Genomic DNA, 13854 nt, shown 5'->3' with positions numbered 1-13854 from the left:
TTTTATTGAAATGTGTTTATTTTAAATCGATTGATATCATCAAGTAAACCATGAAGCCCACAAAGAACATGAGAGAAAATTGCTTCACCGGCTTGCGGTGTTGCTTCACTTGCATTGCCTGCTGCTCCTTGTTTGTTAAGGTCACGCATTGTCCATCCAAAGGCATGAGGACCATAAGCGCGTAAATACTGATAGTTGGCAATCATATCAGCTTGCTTATTATGAAAATTTTCTGCTTTCTTCATATGCACTTTTTCGGGTGCTAAATAGAGCATTAAAGAGGTTTCTATAAATCCTCCATGGATATCAAGAAGCTGTTGAGACGGTGCCATTAAACCTTGTGGTAGGCCAAAACGACTCCAACTTGTTGCTACCGCAAGCATTGAAAAACGCCTCCGTAATTCGGTGATAACAATGCTCATTAAAGGCGAATTGCCTCCGTGGGCATTGAGAAGAAGAAAACGCTTTATCCCTTTGCGATAGCAGTTCTCACCAATGCTTATCCATCGCTCAATAGCGTCGGAAAAGGTGAGCGTTTGTGTGCCTGTAACATCCATATGTTCCACTGAATAGCCAATTTTTTCAACTGGTAAGAGCATGATAGGGAATTGCTTGTTCGTTTGTAAGGTAAGTGCTTTTGCAAAAGATTCAGCAATAATCCAGTCGGTTTCAAAGGGAAGATGATTTCCGTGATATTCATGTGCCCCTACGGGCAAAAGAGCAAGGAAAGGCGTATCCGATGTCATAATTTATTGCCCAAAGTCACTAGAAAGTAGAGAGATCAAAATGGTGGGGTCACGTCTAACAATTTTAATCTATATATCAGAAAAACGCAAATAAGAGCATTTGCATATCAAATATGTATACAACAGAAAAGAAAGCTTTGTTAAAACGGTGCTATATCATTGAAAACTTATTTAGATTTTTGATGCAATGTTGCATTCTCAATACTTAAGAGTTAAGTATATTTTGTGAGATTTTCTGGTAAGCTCTCTTGTTTTTGAAAAGCTAATATCTAGGGATATAAAACTCTTCACATTATGCAATTCAAAATAAATCTACTTCTCTCCGTTCAGAATACAAAGTTAGGTGGAGCTATCGGCACTTTTATTGTTACTGCTATGAAGGTAAAAATCAAGAGATCGACATTGAGGTGAAAAATATAGCTATTCCTGACTTCGGCTTCTCATCAAGTCTTTTAAATGTGGAAGGCGTATGTATGAATCTGTCAAGACAGAGGAAATGTTTACTTAACCAAAAGGCTTTTAGAGTGTACGTCAATTTTTTTGTGTTCATAATGGAAATTGATGCAACAGGGTGGAACAATTTGAGGGAATCTTGGTTGATAGGTAATGCAATGGAGAGAGGGCAAGACTATGTTCTTCATCAAAAATACAACGGTTGAAATAGAGATCTAAGGATATAGATCCTTTATGTTATCATGGTGTAGACTTGTTCACGCCATATTGTTTTTTATAAACTATTCTTCCGAACATTAAATCAGATTTTTTAAAAATGTAATATTTTATTATTTCAAACACTCTTATATTGAATTAGAAAAACCACTTCAATAATAGGTTTATAGGAGGATCTTGTTTGCATATTGAAAAGCGGTTTTGAGTTCTGCTGTGGATTTAAACAGTTCATAATGGGCATATTCAGTTCTTTTTAAGTGATTTTATACAGACACCAATTCCACTTATGCTATGCAAGGGAAGTGTTGTGATTGATTCAATATAAGAGGGGTTGAAATGAGAGAATCCTACTATATTTGGGGAAAAATTAATATGAAGAATGATAAATTATACTGATAAGTTAATTTATTATCTAAAGAATATATTCTTTTGGTCTTAGTGAAAAGAGATCAATATTTTAATTTTTTGATTTGCGATTTTCATCTAAAATCGCTTGATGCACGTATTATTTTTTGGTGCTCAAACAAATGTTCTCAAAGCTTTCGGCGATAATGATGCAGTAAGGTGTCGCAATAAATTTTACTTTGGTTGGGTAAAATTTTTAATAATAAGGTTTAAAATTTATAATACTGAATGATTTTATCAATATTGATTTCTATAGTAATCTTATCTTCATATAAATTGTCTTAAGTTGTAGTTTCCCATCTAATTTTTACAATTTTTAATTATTTTATTTTTACTTATTTAAATATAATACATTATGTATTGTATATTAATCATATTTGTATTATAAAATATAATCATAAATAAATACAAAATTTATTTTTATGGATGTGAATATTTTTTAATTTTATAAGTAAATAAAAAGAGGGAAAAAGGAATCTATGTTTAAAGTATTTAAAAACTGTCTGTATTTATGTGTTTTTACAGTTTTTATTCTTTGTTTTTCACAAAACATAGAGGGTACTGCAAACAGTATGGAAGATCAATTTCGAGAAGGGATTCTTGTTATTGCACCAGAGAGGGATACAGTTGCTAAGGCTGTGGATTTAGCCGTAATCCGAGATACTGAAGAACAAGGCGAGTTAGCTTTTGGAAAAGTTGAGAGGGTTTCTTGCTTTGAAATGTTTTGGGGTGGTATTAGTATTATTTCATTATTATCTTCTTTCGCTGCAGCCGACATACTTGGCGTTGTGGTATCTATTGTGGCGTTATTGTTTGATATCGCGTAGTTTCATCAATTTCATTAGTGAGATTTATTCATCATTTCATTATTTTTGAAAGCTCTATGTTTGAAGGCAATTGGTGCAGCATTGTATAAGGAGATTGATAGGTTATATTTCTAAAGGCAATATAAGATGTTGTGCTGATATACATCAGTAAAACTTCAAAACTATTCTCTCAATATATCTTTTTAGCAAGCTAGAGCCTTGAGTTCTTTTGTGCAGTTTATAACTATTTTACAATAATAAAAAGATATTAAAGTTTATTTTATGTGTCAACAAAGGGGAGGCAATTAAGTAAAAGGTCTTGTTTAGTACGAAGTTTGGCAATCCACTGATCTTTTCGGATAGCGGTATTCTGAACTGTAATGAGTTCATTTTTTTTAATCTCTGCTGTAACTGTTGCTTTTTCCAAAAGACCACAAGGAATAGCGTGATGAGCGCGTGCCTCTGCACTGCTCATTATCCAAGCACGATAAGTGTAAAGACCAATAAAATCTAATTGATCACCAGGGTGTAAATCTTTTTTAGCAACAGCACAGACTTCTGCTACTGGAGTGCTTAGTGGTACCATGTCTTTTTTGCCATAAAGCATGATACGTGCACAGGTTAGCGGAACTTCCATTGCGGTTAAATGATAGGGACGATGAAAGGTAAAATAAGGTCCTTGACCAATTTTTAAGTCCTCCATACGTTCACGTAAACGTGGATGTGCTATTTCTGCAATCACAAAAACACCTGGAGAAACTCCTTGACCTATCGAATAATCTACAACACCATAATTGTTTAAAATACCGCCATCCTGTTTTGGAATGAGTACTTTGCTTAAATCTTGGAGGGAAGCTTTTGGGCCATGCATTCCTGGACAGTCGGGGAGGAGCCCCGTTGCGTTGGCAATGGCAGCCATTTCAACCATTGTTTTGGAACCATCAATAAATTCAACCAACATGCGCACATTCATATTGCGTCGTAGTGCTTCTTCTTCATGAGCATCAGGTGTTGCATCAAAAATAAGTGGATTGTTTTTGCCTTTACCAGCTGCAACAATTTTATGCCCAAGTGCTGAGACAAATTCAATGAGTTCCATACAGGAAGCAGGCTCATCACCAGCACCAAGTGTATACACAAGGCCTCGTTTCTCTGCTTCATGTTTTAAATAAGCGCCAATCGTAACATCTGTTTCAACATTCATTGTGACAAGATGTTTGTTGTTTTCAAACGTTTTAAAACCAATTTCTGCACCAGCTTCAGGATAGCCTGTTGCATCAACGATAATGTCAATTTGTTCATGGCGCAAAATAAGGTCAAAATCGTCTGTGGCAGCAATTAAATTCTTTTCAATGGTTTGGGATAGAGCGTTGCTATTTTCAACTTCACTTACATGGCCATCTTCCCCATAGGCTAGTAATGCGGCATCAAAAACACGTGATGGTGTTCGGGTAGCAACGGCTGCGATTGTTATGCCGTCCATATGCGCAATGCTTGATAGCAAATCTGTTCCCATTTCACCACAGCCAACCAAGCCAATACGGATGGGCTGGTGGTTTTCTGCGTGCTTCTTCAAATCATGTGCTAAACCTGTTAGGCTTACATTGCTTGCCATTATTTTTTCCCATTTGAAAATTACCTTATTATAAAAAGTATTTTCTTATTCATAAAGCGCATTTGCTTTCAAGATAGTTCATCTTTTATTCTTGATGCTCTAATCAATGGGTTTTATAAAAGCAAGAGGGGGCGGGTGTTTTTATCACATAAAACAGGAACAGCGTTATGCAGCAAAAAATAGCAGTACAAGATGTAGCGAAGTTTATTGGAAAAGAAGTAGGATTATCGCAATGGCGTCTTGTTACGCAAGATATGATTAATCAATTTGCATGCGCAACAGATGATCATCAATGGATCCACGTAGATGAGGAAAAGGCTAAAAAAACGCCTTTTGGTGGTACTATTGCACATGGTTTTTTAACATTATCACTTTTGTCTACGCTCGCTTATGAGGCACTTCCAGAGTTGGAAGGTGCAACAATGGGGATTAATTATGGTTTTGATAAAGTACGCTTTATGAGTCCTGTAAAGACAGGTGCACGAGTACGTGCTCGTTTTGTTTTAAATGATGCTGAGATTCGCCCTTCTGGCAGGGTTGTTTTTCATTATGGAGTGACGGTGGAAATTGAGCAGTTAAAAAAACCAGCTCTCACTGCTCAATGGCTTATCGTTGCCATGGTTGGAGAGACGTACGCGACTTCCTAAATTGTTTTAATGTTTTGTTTTATCAAGTTTTTGCACGATCTTATCAGAAGACCATTGGACAATAACGTTAAGAATGATCAAAAGAATAATGACTATTGTCATAATCGAGGTATTATAACGCTGATAACCATAGCGGATCGCCATATCACCTAAACCACCTCCACCGAGATATCCAGCAAGTGAAGTGGCTCCAATAAGAGAAATGATCATGACTGTAAAACCCGCAATCAGACTAGGGAGTGCTTCAGGAATAAGAACATACCTGATAATTTGAAGACGGTTCGCCCCCATGGAACGGACAGCCTCAATGAGACCATTCTCAACTGTTTTAAAGGAGAGTTCTGACATTCGTGCATAAAAAGGAATAGCTGAAATGGTGAGAACAAAAATCACTGAAGGTATTCCTACACCGCTTCCAACAACCATACGCGTGAGTGGGAGAAGGTAAAATGCAAGAATAATAAAAGGGATGGCGCGAAGACTATCAATAATAATGCTTAGAGGTCGATTGATAAGGCGTGATGCAAAAATTCCTCCATGTGCGGTTGTATAAAGCAGCAGTCCTAGTGGGAGGCCTATAACAAGTGCCATCAAAGAAGCGCTCGTTGCCATCAAGAGTGTATCAAAAAGGGCCCTAGGAAGTTCATGAAAGAGGACATTAAACATAGCCTAAAACCTCGCAATATCGACTTTTTTCGGTCAACCATTTGACAGCTTTTTGCAAAGCTACTTCGTTTTTTGCGGGAAGAGCGAGAAATAAGCGCCCAATGGTTTCATCTTGGACTGTATCAATACCACCATGTAAAATACGCGCTCTTAAACCTGTTTCGTCTTCAAGAAGATGAAGAAAAGGGTGTTGAGCAATTTCACCTGCAATATTAATCTCAATGACGGCTTCTTGACCTTTGGCTTTAAGGTCTTTTGCAAACTTTTCAGGAAGTTGTGGTGTCACAAGTTTGAGCATAGCAATGGTTGTATCTTCTTGTGGTGAGGTAAAAATATCTTTCACGCGTCCTTCTTCTACAATGCGTCCTTGATTGAGAACAACAACGCGATGAGCAATGGCACGCACAACTTCCATTTCATGGGTAATGAGCACGATGGTAAGATTAAGACGCTTATTAATATCGGCAAGAAGTTCTAGGATAGATTGTGTTGTTTCAGGATCAAGAGCAGAGGTTGCTTCATCTGATAACAATATTTTGGGATTAGCTGCTAGAGAGCGTGCAATACCAACACGTTGTTTTTGTCCCCCTGAAAGCTCTAGAGGATAACAATATTCTTTACCACATAATCCTACCAATTCAATGAGTTCAAAAGCACGTTGACGGCGTTGTTTTTTGTTTATACCTGCTAGTTTAAGTGGTAATGCAATGTTATCAATGACTTTTTGTGATGCTAAAAGATTGAAATGTTGAAAAATCATCCCAATACGTTGTCGATAAGGTGCCCATTCTGTTTCTGACAGATTTGAAATATTCATGCCTTCAAAAAAAAGTGCTCCTTTATCAATACGTTTTAACCCATTTAAACAGCGCATAAGTGTGGATTTTCCTGCACCACTGCGTCCGATAATTCCAAGAATTTCACCTGCATGGATATCGAGAGATAAACGATCTATTGCTGGAACCCCCGCTGTTTTTCCAAAACGGCAGCTGACGTTTTTTAAAGAAATAAGAGCGGGATTTTCCATTCGCAATTACCAAGATGTTTGGGCGGCTGGCCCGAAAATTTCTTTAATTTTTGCACGGACAGGTTCGCTATTATAGGCGGCGACCAATTTTTTGACCCACGGCTCATCTTTATCACTGGTGCGCACAACAATAATATTATTATAAGGATTATTTTCTGCTTTTTCCCATGCGATGGCATCTTTACTCAAGTTTAATCCAGAAACCAAAGCCCAATTTGTATTTATAATTGCAATATCAAAATCATTGATCGCACGTCCTAAGATACCAGCATCCAATTCACGGATTTTCAAATTTTTAGGATTTTCAATGATATCAAGAGGGGATGCAAGGATATCATGAGGATCTTTTAATGTAATAAGACCTAAAGAATTAAGAAGAAGTAAGGCTCTTCCACCATTTGATGGATCATTGGGAATGCCAACATTCGCTCCATCTTTGAGTTCTTTTAACTCTTTTATTTTGTGCGAATAGACACCAATCGGGGCAATAAATGTGTATCCAGCAATTGAAAGTTTGTAGCCTCGTTGTTCCATTTGACTGTTAAGATAAGGTGTGTGCTGAAAAGCATTCGCATCGATATCTCCTGAATTAACGGCATCATTAGGGAGAGCGTAATCAGAAAAATAAACGAGTTCAATATCCAAACCTGTTTTTTTGGCTTGCTCAGTGGCAACTTTCCAAACGGTTGCTTCATGCCCTTCCATGACACCGAGTTTTATTTTTGATTTATCTGCTGCCATGGAAAAGGGAGAAGACAAGAAAAGTGCAAAGAGAAAAAGGAGTAATCCGATAGAGGCACTCCAAGATAATTTATGTAATGTCATGTGCGTTTGTCTTTCTTTTTCTTTGGCTAGAGATTTTTTGAGGAAGGATTCAATATACTCTATACTATTTCTAGAAAGCCTGACAGTATAAAAGCTTTATAAAACATTCAATCATTTTTATTCAAAAAAGAATATTATTTTTCTGTACTGTAAACAGTTGGGGGAAAACAACATGCATGAACGTGCATGAGCGAGAAGTACTTCTTCCAAATTTAAGTATGGATTCTTCTTTTATAATAATTTTTTGAGGAACCAATGGCTCTTTCAAAACTTCTTAAGTGACGATTGGTTTTGTAAGCAGGCGATCAAATTACGTCTTGCAAGGAGTGAACCTAACGGATGGATATTGCAATCAGGGAAATGGACCGTGTGTATAAGGCGGTAGAGAACAAAGCTAAGAGAGCTTTTTTCTAAATATGCTGGGTGTTTGAAGCGATAAAGAATTGATCAACAGCTTATGGAAACGCTGCAAATTTTTGCAAAGGAAAATATTGGTTTTTTTTACACTATAGGAGAGGAATAAGAGAGAATGTTAAAGAAGAATTTTTTATCAACTACAATGGTTTCATTGTTTTTTGGAGTTTTATTGTTTTGTGGTGGATGTGGGCTTGAAATGTTTGTTCTTAGTGCAACTGCTGGAACAGTTGCTCGTGTAGCAACAGGTCAGGTGATTTTACGTACTGGTCCAGCTATAACTTATAAAGCTATCGCAACAATTCCAACTGGAGCAAAAGTGCACATTAATGGCTGTCTCTCTAATAAGGCTTGGTGCTCACTTTACTATAATAGAAAAGCTGGCTGGGCGTCTGCACATTATTTAAATTTCAACAACGTACCTACGATTGCCTTTACGCATATGTATGTGAAGCCAAACTCTCTGATAAAAGCACCAAAGGAAAAAATGAAGCGTACCGTCTCAGGTTTCAAAACGATTACTGTACCGCAAAAAACACGAAAAAATGTGCAAAAGCTATACAGAACAGATGTGATTATTGATGCGACAGGTGTAAAGAAAAGAGATGAAAGAACAATTTTTAATCCATCAGAGAAAGCGCATGATGTCTCTGTAAAACACGTGACCGCTTATAATCCTTTTTTCCCGAATGATGTCAATTTTAGAAATTTTGAACGCAATGAAACCCGCTACCGCATTGTGACCTATCCTGCTCCATAACGAAATGAGCATACACCCATTTTCACGGGGCTATTATGAAGAAAATATTGTTATTGAGATGACAGGAAAAAGTACAGCAGCATGAGGCATTTTTGCTTCATGCTGCCCTTTTTGTTTAGGCTGCTGACTTAGGTTTTATCAAATTACGAGAAATGAGCAATTCAGCAATTTGAATTGCATTCAATGCTGCACCTTTTCTTAAATTGTCGGCAACAACCCAGAATGCTAGACCATTTTCAACGGTGATATCTTCGCGAATACGGCTAATAAAGGTGTCATCTTCTCCAGTGCATTCATAGGGCGTTATATAGCCGCCATCTTCATGTTTATCAATAAGCTGGCATCCAGGTGCATCACGCAGAATGGTCTGTGCTTCATGAGCACTTAGTGGTTTTTCAAATTCAACATGAACAGCTTCAGCATGGCCGATAAAGACAGGAACCCGAACAGCAGTGGCTGTTAATTTGATCTTAGGGTCAAGAATTTTCTTTGTCTCAACCGTCATTTTCCATTCTTCTTTTGTGTAGCCATCTTCCATAAAAACATCGATATGGGGAATGACATTAAAAGCAATGCGTTTGGTAAACTTTTTCGATGTGATGGGATCGGCAACAAAAACCGCTCTTGACTGTTCAAAGAGTTCATCCATTCCTTCTTTACCAGCTCCAGAAACCGATTGATAAGTGGAGACAACAACGCGTTTAATGATTGCTGCATCATGGAGAGGCTTTAAAGCTAAGACAAGTTGAATTGTTGAACAATTGGGGTTAGCAATAATATTGCGTTTAGAAAATCCACCAATGGCTTGCGCATTCACTTCAGGAACAATTAACGGGACATTGGTATCATAGCGCCATGTGGATGAGTTGTCGATTACTACACAGCCGGTAGCACCGATTTTAGGGGCGTATTCTTTGGAAATGCTTCCGCCTGCAGACATGAGGCATAGGTCTGTGTCGGAAAAATCGTATGTATCAAGTGCCTTTACTTTTAAAGTTTTGTCACCATAAGAAACGGTTTGCCCTAATGAGCGCCGTGATGCCAAAGGAACGATTTCATGAGTCGGAAAACCACGTTCTTCTAGAATTGTGAGCATCTCACGACCAACATTTCCGGTCGCGCCGACAATTGCAACTTTAAAACTCATTTTTCTATACTCCTGTCCTTCTCTATTTTTCTTCCCTAGGCGACCCTTATTAGGAGGGCGAGTTGTCCAGGAATATTAATCATATTGTTGGTTTCAGAGGTCTCATTTCCGTGTACACTCATTTTGATCTACAGATAGTACGAGTCGGTTCATTTTTGAATGTACCATCCTCTTGGTCATTAAGTGCTAAGAAAGCTTGAATATTTTATGCCAAGCTGTATGAACATCTCCTTGACAGTCCCCCAATCTAGTGAAGTGCTTATCTTCTGTCAATTGTTTCCCTTGAGATGTTTGCGTTTTAAAATGATTGCATCACGCATTGCTTTCCGTTGGTGAAGTTTTTATATTTCATTAAATGTTTATGCTATACGGTTCGTTCCTATGAAGGACGCTGATATGCTTTTTAAAGTGCTGTTTCTGCTTTTTGTTTTGTGGTTCTTATTCTTACTTAAACAAATTCTTTTCATTAAAGGTTACTAAAGGAGTTCATTTGAGAAACGCTTACTGAAATGATGAAAATCATGTGGTATTTTCACACTATTCATAAATCAATTGCAAGATTGACGTTTTTTTTCTGGCTTCAGCACTCTGAAACCTTTCAAAAGCAGAAATTCGATTTTGCTCGCTGTTTCTTCATAATGATGGTATGTGCCATCTTTTTTTGTTGAGATATCAGCATGAAAGAAGAAAAGTGGAACATTGAGGATATCGGCGATTTCCTTAAATAGTCAATTAGAATTAGAAAAAGTTTGTTTGTTGCTCTTTCTCAAATGTTGTTGGTCTTTCTCCAATTGAAGCGCAACCATTACAATGCATTTCCCTATGTTGATGGGATCTTATGAGAGTTTTATCTTCATCTTCTGATGAGGTAATGGGTTCGTATCCTCGCATTCAGAAGTAAAAAAACCTTTTATTTGCTTCTTACAAAATGGAGTGATGTATGAATAAAAAACGTTTGAGATAAGGAGGCAATATGTCTCTTATGAACCGTGGTAAAGAGAATGATGGTGCTGATTTGTTACAAACCATATATTTTCGAAAGAGGATCATATTGAAAAAATTGCGTAAATATTGCTTATTTTTTTATTGTCCTGCTTTTTCATCGTCTTTTAAAGGACGGGCTTCAGAGGCAAGCATAATGGGAATGCCATCGCGAATAGGATAGGCAAGTTTTGCTCTGAGTGAAACTAATTCTTGTGTTTTTCGGTTCAGAGAAAGGGTTTCTTTCGTGATTGGGCAGACAAGCAATTCAAGCATTTTAGGATCGGTGATTATTTTTTTCATGTTTTAACATTCATTAGTTTAACTGGTGATGCATCCCTGTTTGCTTCATAAGCGTGCGTTCCGTTAAAGCAAGAAGAGTTTGGGCGCGGCTTCCAACATCTGGAGCTTCAAGCAGAGCTTGTTTTTCTGTTGGTGTAAAGGGGATAAGGGCTGAAAAAGCATTTACCAATATAGAGGTAGGCGTTTGTATGATATTGCTCCAATTGTATTCTATTTCATGTATGGTAAGATATTGCTCAACAATGTTTAAGAGGCTTGTTCGATTGATGCTCTCTGAAATGTCTGCTTCTTGTAGATCTTTTGTGTTTGCTTGGATGACAGCAATCCGATAAGGTTTTGTATTCACGAGCTCTTGTTCTACTGTGAAGCGGCAAACTCCCTGCAATATAATGAAAAGTTGTCCATTTCCTGTTTCATTGTAGTTCGTGATGCGTCCTATACAGCCTGTTTTGTAAAGTTGTGCACACAAGCCCTCTGTACCTGATGCAAGCGGTTGAATGATACCTAACAAACGATTGGATACCATAACGTCTTCAACCATTTCTAGAGTTTCTGGTTCAAAAATATTAAGCGATAAAAACCCACCTGGCAGTAAAAGTGCTCCTTCTAAGGGGAAAAGAGCAATTTGTTTTGGTAGATCATTTTCGCAATTATAATGAATATTGCCAGCTTTCATAAGTATTTTGAAACCTTTGTCCGATGAGATTTTATGCGTAAATAGCGACCAATTTATAAAACTTTTTAGCGGTAAAAAAGACTATCTCAGTGTGTATTAAGATTAGATCTCTCGATATCCTTGAATATTTTTGTTATAAAATATCAAAGCTAGTAGTTATGATTGGAGTGTGCAGAATAGGATATTGTTTTTTGATCCTTTTAGCTCGTGTTCTCCAGTGGTATTTTTGTTTGTGGATTTTCGCAATCTCCCTTTTCCCTTTATTTATCGAGCTTCTTCCTGTATCTTATAATGCTCAAATGTTGCTATTATAAGCCTTTGAAAACATCCTATGCAAGTCTAAAATTAGGGCATTCCAGTCATTTTGCTGATGACAGTGTGAAAAAGATAGTCTATAGACGATGTATGTCGGAAAGAGCGTTATTGCTTCTTTCATTCTTTTGCGGGAGAGTGCAGATTGCAAACTTTCGCACCTGCCGCCGAAGGGGAAAAAAGCCCATAATCTCTCAGGCTCTAAGGACCGTAAAAGGAGAAAGGCAGATCTGGAAAGTCGGAATGATCCGCGCCGAAGGTGTAAGCGAAAGCTCTTTTCGCGAGTCTCTCAGGTTTGTGACAGAGGGGTGCATAGGTGGCCACATCGTGTGGTTTTTAGCGCGACTTTGGAGATATTATGGGCACACAACAAGAATTCGAGACATCTTCTTTAAAAATACTTCCCTTACATGAATTACATGAAAAAGCTGGAGCGAAATTTGGCGCTTTTGCCGGTTGGCAAATGCCTTTGACCTATCCACTTGGGGTGATGAAAGAGCATCTTCATACGCGTGCTCACGCCGGCCTTTTTGATATTTCTCATATGAAATTGATTGCTGTTGAAGGACCACAGGCCATTGAATTTTTATCCTATGCTCTCCCTATTGATGCAGCATTGTTAAAGATTGGTCAATCACGCTATAATTATTTGCTTAATGAGCAGGCAGGCATTCTTGATGACCTTATTGTTACCCGTTTGGCAGAATGCCGTTTTATGCTGGTTGCGAATGCTGGCAATGCACAAGCTGATCTTGCTGAACTTGAGAGGCGCGCTGTTAGTTTTGAATGTCAAGTCATTGCTCTTGAAAGAGTATTACTTGCTCTCCAAGGACCAGAAGCGGCAGCTGTTATTGCTGATGCTGGGTTGCCTGGTAATGAACTGTTGTTTATGCAAGGATTTGAGCCACAACAAGATTGGTTTATAACGCGTTCTGGTTATACGGGAGAAGATGGTTTTGAAATTGCTCTTCCCATAGGACACGCGCATGCGTTGGCTGAAAAATTGTTGAGTGATCCTCGTGTGGAGTGGGTTGGTCTTGCCGCGCGCGATAGTCTTCGATTGGAAGCTGGGTTGTGCTTGCATGGCAATGATATTACGCCTGATACTACGCCCATTGAAGCAGCATTGACATGGGCTGTTCCCAAAAGTGTTCGAGAAAAAGCGCAGTTTTATGGGGCGGAGGCTTTTCTTGAAGCTGTTCAGAAAGGGCCTTCTCGTTGTCGTGTCGGTTTAAAACCACAAACACGCCAACCCATTCGTGCAGGGGCGGTGCTTCTCGATGATAAAGGTCATCAGATTGGGGTGGTAACATCAGGTGGTTTTGGTCCTTCTTTTGGTGGTCCTGTAGCGATGGGATATGTTCCTGTTGGTTGGAAAATGGAAGGAACGGAAGTTTTTACGGAGTTGCGTGGCAAAAAGATTGCATTGTCTGTCCATTCACTTCCTTTTGTTGAACAACGTTATTTTAAAGGATAATTTTTATGTCTAAAACTTATTTTACACAAGATCATGAATGGCTCAGTGTTGAAGGAGAAGTGGTTACTGTTGGGATTACAAATTATGCTCAAGAGCAGTTAGGTGATTTGGTTTTTGTTGATTTGCCGCAAAGTGGAACACAGCTTTCTAAAGGAGATGCTGCTGCTGTTGTGGAATCGGTGAAGGCGGCCTCAGATGTTTATGCACCTCTTGATGGTGAAGTGGTTGAAGTTAACGAAGCTTTGGCAAATAGTCCTGAACTGGTAAACCAGAAAGCCGAAAAAGAAGGTTGGCTCTGGAAAATGACATTGCAGGATGCAACGCAACTTGAAGGGTTGTTGGATGAAACTGCTTATAACGCACTGATTGGATGAGTGC

At 38.2% G+C, this 13854-nt stretch carries 13 protein-coding genes and 1 riboswitch; of the genes, 5 read left to right on the top strand and 8 right to left on the bottom strand.

What is annotated here, in order from left to right:
* Positions 1-2: 2 nt before the first annotated feature.
* Entirely contained in the window at positions 3-746 is a 744-nt protein-coding gene (locus ACKC4Y_RS06435) for a creatininase family protein (protein ID WP_409360954.1), read from the bottom strand.
* Positions 747-2299: 1553 nt separating this feature from the next.
* Between ACKC4Y_RS06435 and ACKC4Y_RS06430 the strand changes: the two genes are divergently transcribed.
* Positions 2300-2647, top strand: a complete 348-nt coding sequence (locus ACKC4Y_RS06430; protein WP_409360953.1) for a hypothetical protein — start codon at positions 2300-2302, stop codon at positions 2645-2647.
* A gap of 259 nt (positions 2648-2906) precedes the next feature.
* On the opposite strand, the gene ACKC4Y_RS06425 is transcribed toward ACKC4Y_RS06430, so the two are convergent.
* Positions 2907-4241: an NAD(P)H-dependent oxidoreductase gene (locus tag ACKC4Y_RS06425; protein ID WP_409360952.1), complete on the bottom strand. Its 1335-nt coding sequence runs from the start codon at positions 4239-4241 to the stop codon at positions 2907-2909.
* A 167-nt stretch (positions 4242-4408) separates the two neighbouring features.
* Here ACKC4Y_RS06425 and ACKC4Y_RS06420 point away from each other — a divergent pair, with 167 nt between their 5' ends.
* Complete coding sequence (locus tag ACKC4Y_RS06420) at positions 4409-4888, top strand: MaoC family dehydratase (protein ID WP_409360951.1); 480 nt, start codon at positions 4409-4411, stop codon at positions 4886-4888.
* A gap of 6 nt (positions 4889-4894) precedes the next feature.
* On the opposite strand, the gene ACKC4Y_RS06415 is transcribed toward ACKC4Y_RS06420, so the two are convergent.
* From ACKC4Y_RS06415 to ACKC4Y_RS06405, 3 genes are read right to left on the bottom strand one after another with little or no spacing between them, the layout of a single operon-like run.
* Positions 4895-5554, bottom strand: a complete 660-nt coding sequence (locus ACKC4Y_RS06415; protein ID WP_409360950.1) for a methionine ABC transporter permease — start codon at positions 5552-5554, stop codon at positions 4895-4897.
* The gene (locus ACKC4Y_RS06410) at positions 5547-6581 is read right to left on the bottom strand and encodes a methionine ABC transporter ATP-binding protein (RefSeq protein ID WP_409360949.1); all 1035 of its coding nucleotides are present in this window, start codon (positions 6579-6581) and stop codon (positions 5547-5549) included. Before ACKC4Y_RS06410 ends, ACKC4Y_RS06415 begins: the two co-directional genes overlap by 8 nt.
* Before the next feature lie 6 nt (positions 6582-6587).
* On the bottom strand, positions 6588-7406 hold the full coding sequence (locus ACKC4Y_RS06405) for a MetQ/NlpA family ABC transporter substrate-binding protein (protein ID WP_409360948.1): 819 nt from the start codon (positions 7404-7406) through the stop codon (positions 6588-6590).
* A 529-nt stretch (positions 7407-7935) separates the two neighbouring features.
* Here ACKC4Y_RS06405 and ACKC4Y_RS06400 point away from each other — a divergent pair.
* On the top strand, positions 7936-8580 hold the full coding sequence (locus ACKC4Y_RS06400; RefSeq protein ID WP_409360947.1) for an SH3 domain-containing protein: 645 nt from the start codon (positions 7936-7938) through the stop codon (positions 8578-8580).
* A 115-nt stretch (positions 8581-8695) separates the two neighbouring features.
* Here the strand turns inward: ACKC4Y_RS06400 and ACKC4Y_RS06395 are convergent, their stop codons facing one another.
* The 3 genes from ACKC4Y_RS06395 to ACKC4Y_RS06385 form a co-directional block, all read right to left on the bottom strand.
* Entirely contained in the window at positions 8696-9727 is a 1032-nt protein-coding gene (locus tag ACKC4Y_RS06395) for an aspartate-semialdehyde dehydrogenase (RefSeq protein WP_409360946.1), read from the bottom strand.
* 1083 nt (positions 9728-10810) lie between these two features.
* Positions 10811-11011, bottom strand: coding sequence for a Trm112 family protein (locus ACKC4Y_RS06390; protein WP_409360945.1), 201 nt, complete (start codon positions 11009-11011; stop codon positions 10811-10813).
* Positions 11012-11024: 13 nt separating this feature from the next.
* On the bottom strand, positions 11025-11687 hold the full coding sequence (locus tag ACKC4Y_RS06385) for an LON peptidase substrate-binding domain-containing protein (RefSeq protein ID WP_409360944.1): 663 nt from the start codon (positions 11685-11687) through the stop codon (positions 11025-11027).
* Positions 11688-12120: 433 nt separating this feature from the next.
* A riboswitch (glycine riboswitch) is annotated at positions 12121-12220 on the top strand.
* A 137-nt stretch (positions 12221-12357) separates the two neighbouring features.
* Between ACKC4Y_RS06385 and gcvT the strand changes: the two genes are divergently transcribed.
* Together gcvT and gcvH are read left to right on the top strand one after the other, a co-directional pair.
* Positions 12358-13476, top strand: a complete 1119-nt coding sequence (gcvT, locus tag ACKC4Y_RS06380; protein WP_409360943.1) for a glycine cleavage system aminomethyltransferase GcvT — start codon at positions 12358-12360, stop codon at positions 13474-13476.
* Positions 13477-13481: 5 nt separating this feature from the next.
* Entirely contained in the window at positions 13482-13850 is a 369-nt protein-coding gene (gcvH, locus tag ACKC4Y_RS06375) for a glycine cleavage system protein GcvH (protein WP_409360942.1), read from the top strand.
* The last annotated feature ends 4 nt before the right edge of the window (positions 13851-13854 follow it).

The organism is Bartonella heixiaziensis (assembly GCF_046245125.2).
GTDB lineage: Bacteria > Pseudomonadota > Alphaproteobacteria > Rhizobiales > Rhizobiaceae > Bartonella > Bartonella heixiaziensis.
The sequence above is the reverse complement of the archived record's forward strand: the minus strand, read 5'-3'. Positions and strand labels throughout refer to the sequence as shown.

Excerpts from the sequence above, each read along its gene's own strand:
- ACKC4Y_RS06425 (WP_409360952.1), bottom strand. The coding sequence starts at position 4,241 with ATGGCAAGCAATGTAAGCCTAACAGGTTTAGCACATGATTTGAAGAAG.
- ACKC4Y_RS06420 (WP_409360951.1), top strand. The coding sequence starts at position 4,409 with ATGCAGCAAAAAATAGCAGTACAAGATGTAGCGAAGTTTATTGGAAAA.
- ACKC4Y_RS06405 (WP_409360948.1), bottom strand. The coding sequence starts at position 7,406 with ATGACATTACATAAATTATCTTGGAGTGCCTCTATCGGATTACTCCTT.
- gcvT (WP_409360943.1), top strand. The coding sequence starts at position 12,358 with ATGGGCACACAACAAGAATTCGAGACATCTTCTTTAAAAATACTTCCC.
- ACKC4Y_RS06410 (WP_409360949.1), bottom strand. The coding sequence starts at position 6,581 with ATGGAAAATCCCGCTCTTATTTCTTTAAAAAACGTCAGCTGCCGTTTT.
- ACKC4Y_RS06400 (WP_409360947.1), top strand. The coding sequence starts at position 7,936 with ATGTTAAAGAAGAATTTTTTATCAACTACAATGGTTTCATTGTTTTTT.
- ACKC4Y_RS06385 (WP_409360944.1), bottom strand. The coding sequence starts at position 11,687 with ATGAAAGCTGGCAATATTCATTATAATTGCGAAAATGATCTACCAAAA.
- ACKC4Y_RS06390 (WP_409360945.1), bottom strand. The coding sequence starts at position 11,011 with ATGAAAAAAATAATCACCGATCCTAAAATGCTTGAATTGCTTGTCTGC.
- ACKC4Y_RS06430 (WP_409360953.1), top strand. The coding sequence starts at position 2,300 with ATGTTTAAAGTATTTAAAAACTGTCTGTATTTATGTGTTTTTACAGTT.
- ACKC4Y_RS06415 (WP_409360950.1), bottom strand. The coding sequence starts at position 5,554 with ATGTTTAATGTCCTCTTTCATGAACTTCCTAGGGCCCTTTTTGATACA.
- ACKC4Y_RS06435 (WP_409360954.1), bottom strand. The coding sequence starts at position 746 with ATGACATCGGATACGCCTTTCCTTGCTCTTTTGCCCGTAGGGGCACAT.
- ACKC4Y_RS06395 (WP_409360946.1), bottom strand. The coding sequence starts at position 9,727 with ATGAGTTTTAAAGTTGCAATTGTCGGCGCGACCGGAAATGTTGGTCGT.
- gcvH (WP_409360942.1), top strand. The coding sequence starts at position 13,482 with ATGTCTAAAACTTATTTTACACAAGATCATGAATGGCTCAGTGTTGAA.